This window comes from Thermoanaerobacterium sp. R66 (assembly GCF_028895185.1).
Classification (GTDB): Bacteria; Bacillota; Thermoanaerobacteria; order Thermoanaerobacterales; family Thermoanaerobacteraceae; genus Thermoanaerobacterium.
The window spans coordinates 1,883,101-1,899,659 of sequence record NZ_JAEUWW010000001.1; the positions used below are offsets into that span (position 1 = coordinate 1,883,101).

The window sequence follows — 16,559 nt, forward strand, 5'->3', positions numbered from 1 at the left end:
AATGAGTGAAGCGACTTGTTGGAAAGCGATAACTAAACTTGGCGAGATCGACGAACGAAAGCAGGGTCGAAGCCATGGATGGCTGAGACGGGCACTTGAGGCATGGACGCCGAATGTGCCCGGAACCCTGCTGAAGTTCAAGATCGAGCTTTAGTTTAGTCGCTTTTCAACTCCGAGAGCGAACGAATCAAAATTGTTTTCTCTCATCTACTGTTGATTTAAAAGCTCAATGGCCTTGTCAAGCTGTGCATCGTTTTGAAGTGTCAAGCCGTAGAAGTACGAAAGTGCATCGACAGTGCCTCTATCCATGACACCTGTTGTCGGAATGCCTGCGTACTTTTGGAAGCTTATAAGTGCATCGTACGTATCATTGCCAAAGTACCCATTTGGCTCACCTTTGTAGTAGCCTAAAAGGCTTAAGTACGACTGCAAAAGCTTCACATTGTACCCTGTATCGCCTTTTTTCACATCATCTGTGTATATAAGCTGAGGCAAAAACACTCTGCTGTCTTTCACTTCCACATCAGGTTTAAGCCCTACTCCGTTTATGGAGCGGCCAGATGGAAGCAAATACTTAGCGATTGTAAGCTTCATGCCACTGCCATCAGAAAATGGAAATACCTCTTGCACTGTCCCTTTGCCGTAGGAATTTTCCCCTACAAGGATTCCTGCTTTTGTGTCTTGTATTGCGCCAGATAGTATTTCCGCAGCAGATGCGGTGTTTCCGTTTATGAGAACCGCTATCTTGTACTTAGGGTTTTTCAAGTATGAATAGTACGTCTCATTTCCACTGTTCATAGCCACCGTTACAACAGGCCCTGCAGGCACAAAGAAATTAGCCACATCTACAGCCTCTTGAAGATACCCGCCAGGATTATCCCTTAAGTCTATGACAAGCTTATTTATATTGTTTTGATCCATATAGTCAAGAGCCTTTGCTACATTGTCATAAGTATTTCCGTTAAACTCACTTATGCTTATGTACCCAACACCGTTTATTATCTTGTATGTGACAGGATTTATGCTTATTACATCCCTTACAAGCTTGTACTCAACCGTCTTGCCGTTTGCAAGAAAGTCGATAGTTACAGTTGTTCCCTTATCACCTTTTATGAGGTTTGTGACGTCTGCTATGTCCATGCCTTTTACGTCTTTACCATCGACAGATTCTACTATGTAACCACTTTGTATACCCGCCTTATAAGCTGGAGAACCTTTTATAGTAGATACGACTACTATGTCCTGTCCTCTTTCTTCTACTTCCAAGCCTACTCCTGTAAATGTGCCTGAAGTAGATTCCATAAAGGAATTCATCTCATCTTTTGTGAAATACGTGCTGTACTTATCAAGTGAAGATAGTATGCCTTGTATGGCACCTTGTTCCATCTGATCGTACGTGACATCACCTGCATAATTTTCTTTTATAAACTGCATAAATGAGCCTAAATCATTTAGATAGCTGCTTATGTCGTCTTGTGTTGCTGTGGCAGCAAAAACCCCTATAGGTGCAGATAAAACAAGTGTCAATACGATTACAAATGCCATAAAAATTGATAAATGCCTCTTCATAAGATAGCCTCCTTAAGAATAATTTACCTTAATTATACCATAAAATTTTCAACCATCTTACGCAAATACGAAATAAAGGCCTAATATTAGACCTTTATATGATTGTAGCGCCGTCATTGTCGCACTTTAACTTATAAACGCTACACTCTATGCTTCTATCTTTGTACACTTTCTTTATGGCTTCCTCCACATGGCTTAAGGCACTTCTATCAACCATAGCCATCATGGTAGGCCCTGCACCGCTTAAAAATGCAGCATATGCCCCTTTATCCAACGCTTCCTCTATCACATAGTACATCTCTTTAATGAACTCTTTCCTGTACACCTGATGAAGCATATCCTGCGAAGCATATTTAAGCAAATCATATCTGCCTGAAAATATGGACGCTGTAAAAAGGGATGATCTTCCCACGTTAAATACTGCGCTTCTAAATTCGATGATAGACGGCAACACGCCTCTTGCCTTTGAAGTCAAAAGCTCTCTTTTAGGGTAAAAGGCCAAAAACGCAATATTATCGTCCAACTCTTTTTTTACAAAATAAGTCTTTTTCCCATCAAAAGTAGCCACATTGAAGCCGCCGTTTAAAGCAGGCGATACGTTGTCAGCATGGCCTTCCATCGATGAGGCTATATCTAATATCTCATCCCGGCTTAAAGGACTTCCGATTAAGGCATTTGCAGCTACAAGACCACCTACTATAGCTGCTGCACTGCTTCCCAAACCACTTCCCGTCGGAATGCCATTTTTAGACTTTATGTAAAGCCCATCTACAGAAATATTGGCTTTGTCAAAAACTTTTTTGGCCGCCTTATAGACGAGGTTTTCTTCGTTCCGATCTATATTTAAAATGCCTTCCCCTTCAACATCAATTTCAAGTTTATGGCCTTTTATCTCCATGTAGATTTCATTGTAAAGATTTAGCGCAATACCCAGGCAGTCAAACCCAGGACCTAAGTTAGCTGTAGATGCAGGCACCCTCACGCAGACAGACTTAACCATATATTGCACCTTCCAATGACTTCAAATCAGCATCCACAGTCTTTACGCCTTTCCCGCCTAAGTTTATGGCTGTATCAGGATCTTTAAGCCCGTTTCCTGTCAAGACGCAGACGACTGTATCTCCCTCTTTGAAAAGACCCTCTCTGTACTTCTTTATGACGCCTGCAATAGAAGCACATGAGGCAGGCTCTGCAAAAATCCCTTCCCTCTTAGCAAGATATGAGTACGCCTCTAATATCTCATCGTCCGTCACTTTGTCGATTAAGCCCCCTGATTCGTCCCTTGCAGCGACGGCTTTCTGCCAACTGGCTGGATTGCCGATTCTTATGGCTGTGGCTATCGTCTCAGGATGCTCAAATACCCTGTTTTCTACGATAGGTGCTGCGCCTGCCGCCTGAAATCCTATCATCTTAGGCAGACTACCGATCATGCCATTGCGGTAATACTCTTTAAAGCCCATCCAATACGCCGTAATATTTCCTGCATTGCCAACAGGAAGTGCCAGATAATCAGGAGCCTTCTTAAGCGTATCGCATATTTCAAACGATGATGACTTCTGCCCTTCCAACCTGTACGGGTTTATGGAATTTACTACGGTTATAGGGTGCTTTTTAGATATCTCCCTGACGAGGTTTAATGCGTCATCAAAATTGCCGTTTATGGCGACGACTTCTGCACCATAAGCTATCGCCTGAGCCAGTTTGCCTAATGCTATCTTTCCACCTGGAATCAGGACTACGCATTTAAGTCCGGCCTTTGCCGCATAAGCAGCCGCCGACGCAGATGTGTTGCCTGTTGATGCACACACGACAGCCTGTGAACCTTCCTGCTTCGCCATGGACACAGCTACCGTCATGCCTCTATCTTTAAAAGAGCCTGTGGGATTTAGACCTTCATACTTTAAGTAGATCTTTAGCCCCGGAAAATCTTTCTCGATGTTTTCAGCTTCTATAAGGGGTGTATTTCCTTCTTTTAACGTGATTATGTTCTCATCGTCTATTTTAGGCATGTAGCTTCTGTACGACTTTATTATTCCATCCCATTCCATCATTCTTCCCCCTCTACTCTTATTACGCTGGCGACTCTGTCAACCTCTTTTAGCCTTTCTATTTCATCCAATGCACTAAACAGATTCTTTGTCAAGGCATTGTGGGTTATAAGGACTATCTCAGCATATTCTCCCAATACCTCTTTTTGAACGACAGACACTAAGCTTATGCCTTCCTGCCCTAAAACTCCTGTGACTTTGCTCATGACGCCAGGTTTATCAAGTGCTATTATCCTTATATAGTATCTGGATACTGTATCCACGATGTCTTTCATCACTGCATCATCATAGCCGTTTTGAGTAGGTATGTGATTTGCCACATCTATGACATCGGCCACAACTGCACTGGCTGTAGGCATCATGCCGGCGCCTTGTCCGTAGAACATAAGCCTTCCAACCGCATTGCCTTCCACCAAGATGGCATTGTATACACCGTTTACCCCATTTAGCGGGTTTTTCTTTGATATCATGACAGGATGTACCCATGCTTCCAACTTTTCATCTTCGTCAAGCCTGCCAAAAGCTATAAGTTTAATGGTAAAGCCCAATTCATCGGCGTACTTTATGTCCTCTTTTGATATGGTCCTGATGCCTTTTGTATATATATTATCAGGCATGACGTACTTGTTAAACGAAAGTGTGCAAAGGATGGCAAGCTTTCTTGCAGCATCAAACCCATCCACATCGTCTGTAGGGTCCAGCTCCGCATACCCTTTCTGCTGTGCCTCTTTCAATACTCCTTCAAAGCTTAATCCCCTCGACTTCATCTCTGTCAGTATATAGTTGGTGGTTCCATTCAAGATCCCTTTTATCTCGTGTATCTTGTTGGCAGCAAGGCAGCTTTTCAATGGCCTTATGATAGGTATGCCGCCACCTACTGACGCCTCGTAAAGGAGGTTTACGTTGTTTTCATCTGCCAACTTTATAAGCTCTTTACCATGTTTTGCAATGACTTCTTTGTTGGCTGTAACGACATTTTTGCCTCTTAATATGGCTTCTTTCATGTACTCCAGTGCTGGGTGCTCTTTCCCCATAACTTCCACAACCACATCTATCTCTGGATCGTCTAAGATGTCGTAGGGATCTATGGTTATTTTGCCCTGTGCTTCTTTGATCCTTTTCTTCTCTGGATCCTTCACAAGTATCTTTTTAATCTCTATCTTCTGGCCAATCTTTTTCTCAATGGCATCCCCATTTTCTTCTATCAGGTGTACAACACCTGAACCGACAGTTCCAAGCCCCATTAAACCTATCTTCACAGCAAATTCCTTCCTCTCTAAAACAATATTTTATTCGCCAAGAATCTCTACTTTTCTGACACCGTGCTCTTCTTCTATTTTCTCTATAAGCTCCTCGATGCCTTTTACCATGTACTGCGTGTCTATGGATATAGAGACACTTGCAACGCCAAGGGACGGCATACTTTGGTTTATAGTTATGACATTGCCCTTCATCATGGCGATTACATCAAGTATTGACGACAGTATCCCTGGCATGTGCTCTAATAAAAGGGACAGGGTCACTATCTTCCCTTTAGAAAATTTGGAATAAGGGAAAATATAGTTTTTGTACTTGTAAAACGCACTTCTGGATAAGCCTGCTTTTTTCACTGCCTCGTTTATGGTCTTAGCTTCACCTGTCTCCAAAAGCTCTTTCGCCAAGATGGTCTTTTTCAATGCTTCAGATAGTACTTCTTCCCTTATGATGTAAAATTTGCTTTCTTCCTGCAAGATTCCGCCCCCTTTCAGCCATGTATCTATATAGTGTACATATATCCATGTATTGTGAACATTTTATCACAGCTTTTTAAAAAAATCAAGTGCAAATTATCTTTTGGACATAAATGTGCCTTAAAAAATTTATAATTTTGTAACGAATTAGCATTTAATTTGTTATATAATATAAGTAAATGTTTTAAAGGGGAGATGAATTTGAAGAAATTTTTGATTTTTGTGTGTATTGCATTGACGATATTTTTGACTGCTTGTTCTGGCGGCCAATTTAATGTTTATAATGATGATACGAAGTTTTTGCTTAAATACGGCTTTAGCCCTGAGAAAGAATCTCCTTACTTTGATGTGACGATACCATCAGATTGGAAGATTCAAAGCACATCTATGCCTGTTGGACTTTATTGGACTGAAGTGAATTTTTTGTCGAGAGACATAGGGTATAATATAGAAAAGTACAAAGGCAAGACAGTAAAAGCTGTGATCTACAGGTTGAATGAAAAACTTCCTGGACAGGGTGAAAGCAGCAAGTACACATACCCTGTCAATGCAGTCATCTTACGGGATGGAGAAAATATAATAGGAGCGTGGCTTGAATTCAACGCGTCAACGCCTCTTTCGCTTAAGAAAAATTACATCGAGACCCTTACAGAAAGGCCTTGGATAGACTGGGTCGCATCCCACGGTTTCCTAAAGCAAATGTCATCACCATCCACAGACAAGCTTACACCTGAAGAACTAATATACGCTTATTTTAATGGCATAAACAAAGGCGACAAAGGCTTAATATATTCAACACTATCTATCGATGTGCTGCACGATATGCTTTACGTCAATAGGCCTGCAGGCGTCCTTTACAATGCCGATTTTGAGTCAAACAGCCTGGAACTAAATACAAAATCGGCAACTGTATTAAGCATAGATGAAAATAAAAGTTACACACCTTCAAAGAATAGAAATATCTACGAGAGCAAAGAGTACAAAGTGACAGTAAATCTGACGTTAAAAAGTGAAAATAATACATCTATAAGAAGTGGAAGAAATACGTTCTTCTTTATAATAGCAAAGTCAACAAAAGACTCACCGTGGAAGATAGAATCAATAGGAACAGGGCCATAAGGCCCTTTTATATTTCCACAATATCGCTTTCTGCATACCGCAAAGCCATATTTATCTCGTAGTCTATGCCTTCTTCCTTAAGCGCATCTACAACCGTCTTGTACGCTATCTCTGGTTTGTTGTTGTTTTGGCTTAGATGTCCTAAGTAGATTTTGCCTATCGATTTAAGCTTTATAAACTTCTTTATGGCCTCTGCTGCATCTTTATTGGAAAGATGTCCATGTGGCGAAAGTATTCTTTTCTTTAAAGGCCATGGGTACGTGCCGTTTATCAGCATATCCACGTCGTGATTTGACTCTAATAGCACTACGTCAGAGTCCATTATGTTCGCTGCCACCCCTCTACTTATATACCCTAAATCTGTAGCGATGGTGGCTTTATTCTGACCGCAAAAAAACGAGAAACCTACAGGTTCTGAAGCATCGTGGGACTTTTTAAATGGCCGTATCTTTACATCGCCTAATGTAAAGTCTTCGCCTGTCTTGAAAAATCGCTTGTTGTGAGGCTCAATATCTCCTATAAAGCCTTCCATAGAAGTCCATGTGGCCTCATTGGCATAGATGGGAATATCATACCTTCTGGACAATATGCCTGCGCCTTTTATGTGGTCGTTGTGTTCATGCGTTATCAAAATCGCCGAGATGTTGTGCGGATCTACATCTATGTTTAAAAGGCTTTTTTCTATTGTACTGCCGCTTAAGCCTGCGTCCACAAGTATATGTACATCTTTATATCCTATATATGTGGCATTTCCGCTGCTTCCAGATCTAAGTGAACAGAACCTCATAAGATACCCAAAAACGGGGCTACCCCCTTCCAAATTTCATAAGTCCTCTAATATTATATAACAAGTAGAATCCTTTTTCTATGGCAACTTGAAGAAAGTCTGTTTTCAAGACTTATCAACATATAAAATGTGAGCAACTTTTTTCACAGCACTTACACAGTCGTTTTTTGTCTAAAAATAGTACATTCGAGATAAGAGTTTTTAACACAGGACTTATCCACATATGCACATTTACATGTGGATAACTCGTGGGATAATCACAGGCGAATTGTTTTAGCTGTTTTCATCTGTAAAATGTATTTATTTAAAAATAATATTCCATTTTTATTGATAATAATTATCAATAGTGGTATAATTGAATTACAAGATATTGTAAATAAGGGGGACTAATGTATGGACTACAATGTATTGATCGGCGGTGCTGCCGGTCAGGGAATAGACACCTTGTCATACATAATCGAAAAAACCTTGAAAAGATGCGGCTTGTATGTATTTTCCATGAAAGATTACATGTCGCGGGTAAGAGGCGGTCACAACTTCATTCAGGTAAGGTTCGGCGACAAACCGATTTATTCACACGATGAGAAGTTTGATGCCATAATCGCTCTCGATGAAGACACTGTAAATTTGCACGCTAAAAGTTTGAAACCTTCAGGAAAACTCATCTTAGACAAATCCATTTCAGATAACGACACATACTTGTCATTTGATTTTAAAGCAGTTGCAAAAGAGTGCGGCAATCCCCGCGTTTTAGGCACTGCTGCCGTAGGCGTACTGCTTAAACTTTTTGGCATTCCATTAGACGTATCTCATACCGTATTAGACGATGAATTCAAAGGCGATGTGCTTAATGCAAATATAAAGGCTATCGACGCTGGCTACAGCATGGCAAAGCAGATTTTTAACGTGCCGCTTGGAAAAAAGGATGACAACATCTACATAAGCGGCAATGAAGCTATCGCATTGGGAGCTATCGCTGCAGGAGTCAAATTTTACTCAGGATACCCTATGACACCATCTACAAGCGTCATGACCTACATCGCTAAGAAATCGCATGATGCAGGCATAGTAGTTGAGCAAGTAGAAGATGAGATATCTGCCATAAATATGGCATTAGGAGCCTCCTACGCCGGAGTAAGGGCCATGACAGGAAGCTCAGGTGGAGGATTTGCGCTGATGGTGGAAGGCATAAGCTTAGCTGGGATAACAGAAATCCCTATCGTCATAACGGAAGTCCAAAGGCCGGGACCTGCCACAGGCTTTCCAACAAGGACAGAGCAAGGGGATCTAATGTTCATAATCCATTCAGGCCACGGTGAATTTCCAAAGATGGTGATATCATTAAGAAACCCTGAAGATGCTTTTTATCAGACTGCAAGGGCATTCAACATAGCAGACAAGTACCAGATACCTGTCATACTTGTAAGCGACCAGTACCTGGCAGACTCTGGTGTGACTGTAAAGCCTTTTGACTTCACTAAGGTGACAATAGAAAGGCATATGTCAGGCCATGAAGCATTGGAAAATGGCGTGTATAAGAGGTACAAACTGACAGAAAGCGGCATATCACCAAGGATAATACCAGGCAAAGTAGAAGGCGCCACAGTCCTTATAGATAGCGATGAACACGATGAATTTGGCCACATTACAGAGTCGGAAGATGTAAGGGTAAAGATGGTAAATAAGAGGATGAAAAAATTCAAGCTATTAAAAGAAGAAATTCAAGAGCCCCTATTTATGGGAACTGAAAATCCTGATATCCTCATAACCTGCTGGGGTTCAACGTACGGCCCTGTAAAAGAAGCAGTAGACATGCTTTTAAAGGATGGAATGTCAGTAGGAGCATTGTCATTTGGCGATATATGGCCATTTCCTACAAAGCTTATAAAAAAGTACGGAAAATTTGCAAAGATGATAATAGACGTCGAGCAAAATGCCACAGCACAGCTTGACAGCCTCATGAGAGAAAACGCCCTTATAAAGGCAGATGAACACATACTTAAATACGATGGACGCATGATGAGCTCAAGTTACATCTACGACAAAGTGAGAGAAATGACAAGATCGTCAAGCTTGTATTAAATTGAGAAAGGGATGATTTTATGAACACCGCATTTGAAACCTATGAAACGGCGTGGTGCCCTGGATGTGGAAATTTCGGCATACTTAACGCTTTAAAGGATGCCCTTACTGAGCTTGGCCTAAAGCCACATCAAGTTGTGATAGCATCAGGAATAGGGCAGGCCGCAAAGATGCCACACTACATAAACGTAAACGGGTTTAACGGCCTTCACGGAAGGGCTTTGCCTCCTGCCACAGCCATAAACATCGTAAACAAGGACCTTAAAGTGATAATAGACTCCGGAGATGGCGATACGTACGGTGAAGGTGGAAACCACTTTATACACGCAATAAGGAGAAACGCCAACATTGCCCACTTCGTCCACGACAACCAAATATACGGCTTGACAAAAGGTCAAGCATCACCTACGACGGCAAAAGGTCAAAAGACAAGTTTGCAATTTGATGGCGTAATCTTAGACCCTGTAAAACCAATAAAGCTGGCTCTCACAATGGGAGCTGGATTTGTAGCAAGAAGCTTTTCTGGAAATTATGAACATCTTAAGAAGATGATGAAAGAAGCCATAATGTACGACGGCTATGCTCTTTTAGACATCTTCCAGCCATGTGTCACATTTAATAAGGTAAATACGTTTAAATGGTACAATGACAGGGTGTATGAGCTTCCAGACGACTACGACTACACCGATTTAGACAATGCCTTCAAAGTAGCTGATGAGTGGGGCGACAGGATACCGATAGGCATAATATACAAGGTGGAAAAACCTACGTATATAGATAATATAAGCTTTTTGAAGGATGGTCCACCATTGGTAGATGCTAAATTGGACCCGATGATGGCGGAAAAATACTTAGATGACTTTAGATAATTGAAAAAAAGGAACCACCTATTTGGATGGTTCCCTTTTTATTAGCTTGCGACTTCTTCATCTTCAAACTGGCTATTGTAAAGCTTAGCGTAAAATCCGCCTTTTGCAAGAAGCTCTTTGTGGGTGCCTTGCTCTACAATATCACCGTGATCCATGACAAGTATGAGATCAGCATCTCTAATCGTAGAAAGCCTGTGGGCAATGATGAAACTTGTGCGGTTTTTCATAAGGTTATCCATTGCCTTCTGTATGAGGATCTCTGTACGTGTGTCAACAGAGCTGGTGGCTTCGTCCAGTATCAATATCTTTGGATCTTTAAGTATGGCTCTGGCTATAGTTATAAGCTGTTTCTGCCCTTGTGATACGTTTGATGCTTCTTCGTTTAAAACCATGTTGTAACCATCTGGCAGCGTGTGAACGAAGTGATCTACATGAGCTGCTTTTGCGGCTTTTATGACTTCTTCATCTGTGGCATTTAAGTTTCCGTACCTTATATTGTCCATGATGGTGCCGTTGTAAAGCCAAGTATCCTGCAATACCATGCCAAACAATGACCTTAAATCGCTTCTGGTAAATTCTCTAATGTCATGTCCATCTATCAATATCCTTCCTGCGTTTACATCGTAAAACCTCATCAGGAGTTTTACCATCGTCGTCTTGCCAGCACCTGTCGGTCCCACTATGGCCACTTTTTGACCCGGTTTAATATCGGCTGAGAAGTCGTTTATTATTATCTTATCTGGTTTGTATCCAAAGTGCACGTGATCAAACTGCACATGGCCTTCCACATTTTCAAGTTTTACAGGATGCTCTATCTCAGGCACTTCTTCTTCCTCGTCTAAGAACTCAAACACCCTCTCGGCACATGCAGCCGTCTGCTGAAGTATATTGGATATGTTGGCGATCTGCGCCAATGGCTGTGTAAATGACCTTACGTACTGAATGAAAGCTTGTATGTCACCGACTTGTATAGTGCCATTTATCACAAGGTAGCTGCCCAATACCACAACGCCTACATATCCTAAGTTGCTTACGGAGTTCATTATAGGCATCATAAGCCCCGTTAAAAACTGGGATTTCCATGCCACATTGTAAAGCTCATTGTTGTACTCGTCAAATTTCTTTACGCTTCTTTCTTCGTAGTTAAATGCCTTCATGACTACGTGTCCGCCGTACATTTCCTCTACATGACCATTAACATGGCCAAGGTAATCCTGCTGCTCTCTAAAGTACTTCTGGGAAAAGCGTACTATAAGAGCGATGATTCCCATTGATACAGGTATCATCAAAAATGTAACACCTGTCATCTCTACGCTTATGGTAAGCATCATTATTAAAGCACCGATTACCGATGTGACAGATGTGATGATCTGTGTAATGCTCTGGTTTAATGTCTGGCTTATTGTATCAACATCATTTGTTATACGGGATAGTATTTCACCGTGGTTTGTGCCGTCAAAGTACTTAAGCGGCATGCGGTTTATCTTCTCCATTATGTCCCGCCTAAACTTGTAGGTGACTTTCATTGCCACGTTTGTCATTATCCAGCCTTGTATATAGCCAAGACCTGAGCTTAAGATGTAAAGGCCTATAAGCAGGAGGATTATTCTGCCAATGTAGTCGAAGTCAATATTTCCTGTACCTGCTATCTTTGCCATGACACCTTCGTAAAGCTTCGTTATAGCCTTGCTGAGTATCTTAGGCCCTGCTATAGACAGTGCTGCACTTCCTGCCGCAAAAAGTATGACGAAAAATATGGAAATCTTGTATTCGCCAAGATACTTCATCAATTTCTTCATTGTCCCTTTAAAGTCGTTGGCTTTCTCACCGCCCACCATAGGACCGTGACCGCCCATAGGACCACGTCCTCTCATGACGGGCCGCCTTGGAGTATTTGCGTTTCTTCCATCCATTATGCCAATTCCTCCTTTGAAAGCTGCGAATAAGCGATCTCTCTATACGTCTCGCAGGTTTTCATAAGCTGGTCATGTGTGCCTATTCCAGCTATTTTGCCATCATCTAAAACTATGATCTGATCTGCATTCATTATAGTTGATATGCGCTGTGCTACTATTATGACAGTGCTATTTCCAGTGTACTCCTTTAAAGCCTTTCTCAAAGCCCTATCTGTCTTGAAATCAAGGGCTGAAAAGCTATCGTCAAATATATATATCTCCGGTTTTTTGACAAGGGCCCTTGCGATAGACAGCCTCTGCTTCTGTCCACCTGAAATATTTGTAGCGTCTTGCGAAATTTCGCTGTCATAGCCATTTGGAAGTCTTTCTATAAACTCTGCTGCCTGAGCCACTTCTGCAGCCTTTTTAACTTCTTCATCTGTAGCATTTTCATTGCCGAACTTTATGTTTGACATGACAGTGCCTTTAAAAAGGGAAATCTTCTGAGGCACATAGCCAATCTTTTCCCTTAAATCGTGCTGCTTCACATCCCTTACATCTACACCGTCTACTAAAACTTGACCTTCTGTGGCATCGTAAAATCTCGGTATCAAATTGACAAGGGTAGATTTTCCAGCACCTGTAGAGCCGATTATAGCTGTAGTTTTACCCGGTTCTGCTTTAAATGATATATTCGATATGGCGTATTCCTCTGCTCCATGGTACTTGTATGAAACATTTCTAAATTCAACGACGCCTTTTTGAGTATCGTCAAACTTCTTGCTTTCCTTAGGATCCACAACGGTAGGCTGTGTCTCCAATACCTCTGCAATACGGGATGCAGACACAGATGCCCTCGGTATCATGATAAACATCATGGACATCATAAGGAAGGCAAATATTATCTGTATAGCATACTGCATAAATGCCATCATGTCGCCAACCTGCATCGACGAATTGGCAATGTCATGTGCACCTACCCATACAATGAGAAGGGTTATGCCGTTCATTATAAGCATCATGACTGGAAACATAGTGATCATGACGCGGTTTATGAATAGCATCGTATTTGTGATGTCGCGATTTGCCTTATCAAACCTGTTTTCCTCAAACTCTTGAGTATTAAAAGCCCTTATAACCATCATACCAGCCAAATTCTCGCGGGCCACAAGATTTAACCTGTCCACCAACTTCTGCACAGACTTGAATTTAGGCAATGCAATAGAAAACACAGTTGAAACCAACCCTAAAAGCACTATGACTGCCAATGCTATTATCCATGACATAGACGCACTTTTCCCAACGGCTCTTATGACACCGCCTATGCCTATCATAGGAGCGTAGAATATCATCCTTATCATAAAGACGATAAGCATTTGTATCTGGGTTATATCGTTTGTGGTCCTTGTTATCAAAGACGCTGTGGAAAACTTATCAAATTCTTCATTTGAAAAGCTCTCAACTCTCGTAAAGAGCTTCTTCCTTATGTCCCTTGAAAAACCAGCGGCAACTCTGGAACCTAAAAATCCCACCATTATGGAACATGCCGCGCTTAAAAGAGTAATGAGTAGCATTATAAGCCCTGTAGACAAAATGTAGTTGGTTTGGATCTTGTCTGTATTTACTCCCAATGATTTATACTCTGACTTTACTGCCGATGTAGCAGCCTGTATAACCATGTTGTCGCCAAGGGAAGTAAACTTCTTATTCATGTCATCAGTTATTTTCTGCCTCTCTGATTCAGGAATCTTTGCAAATAGCGCAAATAGATCGGCATTTGCTGGAATCTTCATGTTGTTAAATGTGATAAATCCGCCTTTAGCGCTTGACTTCATCTTTTCAACACCTGATACAGCCAAGAACGCCTTGCCCATCGGAAGGTTTATCTTGTCTATCTCTGTCTTGTCTATGTTCTTCAATACGTATATAGGCTCTTTCTTTAAATCAGGATATTTTTTTACGTACTTATCGTAATCTGAGCTGTTTTTGTCAACTAACACATAATCATTTAATACATTGTTTTTATCACTGTCATTCATAAACAATGTCAGTTTATCCATGGTGCTTTTTCTTATGGCATCCGGCACAGCATTGACAATGCCTCCCTGCTGTATGCCTTGATTCACTATGTTTGACATGTAGTCAGGAAGGGCCAAATCGCTCATTGCCTGAACAAATATAAATAGTATGGCAACAATAGTTATAAAGATGTATGGCTTAAAATATTTCCGTAATTTTAGCATCCATCAAAACCACCTTTCTTAAAATCATCACTACTTTGACTACTGCTTGATTCAATCAATTTCTTAAGGGTATTAAGCCCCTTTACGATATCAGCATGTTCTTCATCTGTCGCTTTGCTCATTATAGCCTCAAATCTCTCATAAATATTCTTAAAGCTTTCTTTAGACCTCTTTTTGAAATCCTCGTCTACCTTCACATAGACAACCCTCCTGTCATCGCTGCTCCTTACTCTCTTTACCATGCCTTGCTTCTCCAGCCTGTCTACTATGCCTGAGACAGTGCTGCTTGATAGCCCCATCTTTTCACTTAAATCGCTTATCTTCATCTCTCCATGGTGCATAAGGATTCCGATGATCATGCCTTGAGGTCCTGTTATCTTAAGATCCTTAAACTCGCTTTCCATGTTTTTGTGAATCATGTTCATTATTGACTTTAAAGTCTTTAAAACATCTATTCTTTCGTTGTACTCCTTCAAAAATTCTTCACCTTCTTTCAACATTTCAAAACCGTATATTTTGTACGCGAATATTTCGGATGCTAAATAATTATATCGCCGCAAAATAAAAAAGTCAATAGGCTTTCTGAAAATCCCATTAACTTTTTTCATAATTTATATTTCAGTCATCTTCCTTATATTGTTTTTTATGTTTACAACATCTTTTTCATTCCCCAGCAAGACTATATAATCACCAGCCAGTATCTTCGTATTTCCTTTTGGTATTATCTCCTTCCCACCTCTTTTTATTCCAACCACAAGGCAACTATGAGGCCATTCTATGTCTTTTAATTTTTTGCCATCTACAAAAGACCCTACAGCAACAGGCATCTCAAATAATATTTTAGCCGCATCATCACTTTCATCGACATTAGCCACGTTCACTTTGCTTTTTATTATCCTATCAAGCAGCGATTCATATATTGGTTCATTTCCGTAAAAGCCAGATACAATGTAAGCCGTTATGGATACAGTGCTTAAAGCAAGCAAATGGCTAAATGAACCTGTCATCTCCGTAACTAAGAGGCTTCCTGTTATAGGGGCCCTTACGATAGCAGCAAAATATCCAGCCATAGCTAACACAACAAAGTCCTTTAGGTATATGCTATTTATATTAAAGGCATGAATGATAGTTATGCCGTATAAATTGCCTATAAGCGCACCTATTGCAAGAAGTGGCATGAATATGCCTCCCGGCACTCCAGACCCATAGCTTATGATTGTAAAAAGGAATTTAGATATAAGCAATATGGCAACAAATACAAATCCTAAATCCGCACCACTTATCTTATCTACAAGGCTTTCGCCACCGCCAAGCACCATTGGCAGAAAAAACCCTACAATGACTGATAGCAAAAGAGGAATAAAGATCTTCAATTGGGGTATTTTTACATATTTATTGTACAGATCTTGCGATTTTAGAAGCGATTTGTTGAATATGATACCTCCAAAACCTATTATCACTCCCAAAAGCAGCAGATAAAAATATTGAGAAAACGGAACAATCGGCATATTAGCAATATCAAATACCGTCTTAAGTCCCAAAAAAGTATCTGTAATATATGTCGCAGTAAGGGATGATACCATTGATGACACAAGAACGATTGGAGAAAAATTTTTATGAAGCTCCTCCAAAGAAAATATAACCCCCGCTAACGGTGCATTGAACGCTGCAGCCAAACCAGCACCAGCGCCGCAAGTTATAAGGTACTTCTCCTCAAAGCGCATCCTTTTTAATGACCTGCTGACACCTTGACCTAAAGATGCACCAAGCTGGACACATGGACCTTCCCGTCCTAAAGACAGCCCAGCACCAATCATCAATATCGTACCTACAAACTTCATAATGAATATTTTTAGCCAATTTAATTTAAAATAGCCTATAATCGTCCCTTCCACCTGCGGTATGCCGCTGCCACTGATCATAGGCTCCAATTTAAGCATATAGTTTGTAAATATGCCTATCGCAACTAAAAATATAAGCCATATAGGCAAAAGGTAAATCTTCGTTTCTAAAACTCTGTATACATCCAAAAGATAGATACCAGCTTTTTCTAATACAAACCTTAAAGCTGATACGACCAATCCTATCAAAACTCCAACAACTATCCCCTCTAATATCAATCTGTCTTTGAAATTTTCCCTGTTTTTAAACATTTCATAAATGTGGCTGCTGCTTTCCATCAGTCCGCCTCCCATACGTTTCATAAAAAAAATTATA

At 40.8% G+C, this 16,559-nt stretch carries 13 protein-coding genes; 3 read left to right on the forward strand and 10 right to left on the reverse strand.

What is annotated here, in order from left to right; genetic code table 11:
* Positions 1-207: 207 nt before the first annotated feature.
* The 5 genes from JJQ93_RS09400 to JJQ93_RS09420 form a co-directional block, all read right to left on the reverse strand.
* A complete protein-coding gene (locus JJQ93_RS09400; protein WP_274893595.1) occupies positions 208-1,569 on the reverse strand; it encodes a S41 family peptidase in 1,362 nt (453 codons plus the stop codon).
* Positions 1,570-1,663: 94 nt separating this feature from the next.
* On the reverse strand, positions 1,664-2,569 hold the full coding sequence (gene thrB, locus JJQ93_RS09405; protein WP_274893596.1) for a homoserine kinase: 906 nt from the start codon (positions 2,567-2,569) through the stop codon (positions 1,664-1,666).
* Complete coding sequence (gene thrC / locus JJQ93_RS09410) at positions 2,562-3,617, reverse strand: threonine synthase (RefSeq protein WP_085113676.1); 1,056 nt, start codon at positions 3,615-3,617, stop codon at positions 2,562-2,564. Before thrC ends, thrB begins: the two co-directional genes overlap by 8 nt.
* Positions 3,617-4,876, reverse strand: a complete 1,260-nt coding sequence (locus JJQ93_RS09415; RefSeq protein ID WP_274893597.1) for a homoserine dehydrogenase — start codon at positions 4,874-4,876, stop codon at positions 3,617-3,619. The genes thrC and JJQ93_RS09415 overlap by 1 nt, the downstream gene beginning before the upstream one ends.
* A 30-nt stretch (positions 4,877-4,906) precedes the next feature.
* Positions 4,907-5,347, reverse strand: a complete 441-nt coding sequence (locus JJQ93_RS09420) for an ACT domain-containing protein (protein ID WP_085113678.1) — start codon at positions 5,345-5,347, stop codon at positions 4,907-4,909.
* Between the two features lie 201 nt (positions 5,348-5,548).
* On the opposite strand from JJQ93_RS09420, the gene JJQ93_RS09425 reads away from it, so the two are divergent.
* Positions 5,549-6,466 carry a DUF4830 domain-containing protein gene (locus tag JJQ93_RS09425; RefSeq protein WP_085113679.1) on the forward strand — a complete coding sequence of 306 codons (918 nt, stop codon included), beginning with the start codon at positions 5,549-5,551 and terminating at the stop codon, positions 6,464-6,466.
* A 7-nt stretch (positions 6,467-6,473) separates the two neighbouring features.
* Here JJQ93_RS09425 and JJQ93_RS09430 read toward each other — a convergent pair whose 3' ends face one another.
* Positions 6,474-7,253 (reverse strand): MBL fold metallo-hydrolase, encoded by a 780-nt coding sequence (locus JJQ93_RS09430; RefSeq protein ID WP_274893599.1) that lies wholly within the window; start codon positions 7,251-7,253, stop codon positions 6,474-6,476.
* 393 nt (positions 7,254-7,646) lie between these two features.
* Here JJQ93_RS09430 and JJQ93_RS09435 point away from each other — a divergent pair, with 393 nt between their 5' ends.
* Both JJQ93_RS09435 and JJQ93_RS09440 read left to right on the forward strand, forming a co-directional pair.
* Positions 7,647-9,335, forward strand: a complete 1,689-nt coding sequence (locus JJQ93_RS09435) for a 2-oxoacid:acceptor oxidoreductase subunit alpha (RefSeq protein WP_274893600.1) — start codon at positions 7,647-7,649, stop codon at positions 9,333-9,335.
* 20 nt (positions 9,336-9,355) lie between these two features.
* Entirely contained in the window at positions 9,356-10,204 is an 849-nt protein-coding gene (locus JJQ93_RS09440; RefSeq protein WP_085113682.1) for a 2-oxoacid:ferredoxin oxidoreductase subunit beta, read from the forward strand.
* Positions 10,205-10,245: 41 nt separating this feature from the next.
* On the opposite strand, the gene JJQ93_RS09445 is transcribed toward JJQ93_RS09440, so the two are convergent.
* From JJQ93_RS09445 to JJQ93_RS09460, 4 genes are read right to left on the reverse strand one after another with little or no spacing between them, the layout of a single operon-like run.
* Complete coding sequence (locus tag JJQ93_RS09445) at positions 10,246-12,117, reverse strand: ABC transporter ATP-binding protein (RefSeq protein ID WP_274893601.1); 1,872 nt, start codon at positions 12,115-12,117, stop codon at positions 10,246-10,248.
* Positions 12,117-14,342, reverse strand: a complete 2,226-nt coding sequence (locus JJQ93_RS09450; protein ID WP_274893602.1) for an ABC transporter ATP-binding protein — start codon at positions 14,340-14,342, stop codon at positions 12,117-12,119. Before JJQ93_RS09450 ends, JJQ93_RS09445 begins: the two co-directional genes overlap by 1 nt.
* Entirely contained in the window at positions 14,336-14,950 is a 615-nt protein-coding gene (locus JJQ93_RS09455; RefSeq protein ID WP_274893603.1) for a MarR family winged helix-turn-helix transcriptional regulator, read from the reverse strand. Before JJQ93_RS09455 ends, JJQ93_RS09450 begins: the two co-directional genes overlap by 7 nt.
* Positions 14,951-14,953: 3 nt before the next feature.
* Positions 14,954-16,522 carry a ClC family H(+)/Cl(-) exchange transporter gene (locus tag JJQ93_RS09460; RefSeq protein WP_274893604.1) on the reverse strand — a complete coding sequence of 523 codons (1,569 nt, stop codon included), beginning with the start codon at positions 16,520-16,522 and terminating at the stop codon, positions 14,954-14,956.
* Positions 16,523-16,559 lie beyond the last annotated feature (37 nt).

What these genes read in the sequence shown, in the direction of transcription:
- JJQ93_RS09400 (WP_274893595.1), bottom strand. Translation starts at nt 1,569, where the DNA reads ATGAAGAGGCATTTATCAATTTTTATGGCATTTGTAATCGTATTGACA.
- thrB (WP_274893596.1), bottom strand. Translation starts at nt 2,569, where the DNA reads ATGGTTAAGTCTGTCTGCGTGAGGGTGCCTGCATCTACAGCTAACTTA.
- thrC (WP_085113676.1), bottom strand. Translation starts at nt 3,617, where the DNA reads ATGGAATGGGATGGAATAATAAAGTCGTACAGAAGCTACATGCCTAAA.
- JJQ93_RS09430 (WP_274893599.1), bottom strand. Translation starts at nt 7,253, where the DNA reads ATGAGGTTCTGTTCACTTAGATCTGGAAGCAGCGGAAATGCCACATAT.
- JJQ93_RS09435 (WP_274893600.1), top strand. Translation starts at nt 7,647, where the DNA reads ATGGACTACAATGTATTGATCGGCGGTGCTGCCGGTCAGGGAATAGAC.
- JJQ93_RS09440 (WP_085113682.1), top strand. Translation starts at nt 9,356, where the DNA reads ATGAACACCGCATTTGAAACCTATGAAACGGCGTGGTGCCCTGGATGT.
- JJQ93_RS09445 (WP_274893601.1), bottom strand. Translation starts at nt 12,117, where the DNA reads ATGGATGGAAGAAACGCAAATACTCCAAGGCGGCCCGTCATGAGAGGA.
- JJQ93_RS09450 (WP_274893602.1), bottom strand. Translation starts at nt 14,342, where the DNA reads ATGCTAAAATTACGGAAATATTTTAAGCCATACATCTTTATAACTATT.
- JJQ93_RS09455 (WP_274893603.1), bottom strand. Translation starts at nt 14,950, where the DNA reads ATGAAAAAAGTTAATGGGATTTTCAGAAAGCCTATTGACTTTTTTATT.
- JJQ93_RS09460 (WP_274893604.1), bottom strand. Translation starts at nt 16,522, where the DNA reads ATGGAAAGCAGCAGCCACATTTATGAAATGTTTAAAAACAGGGAAAAT.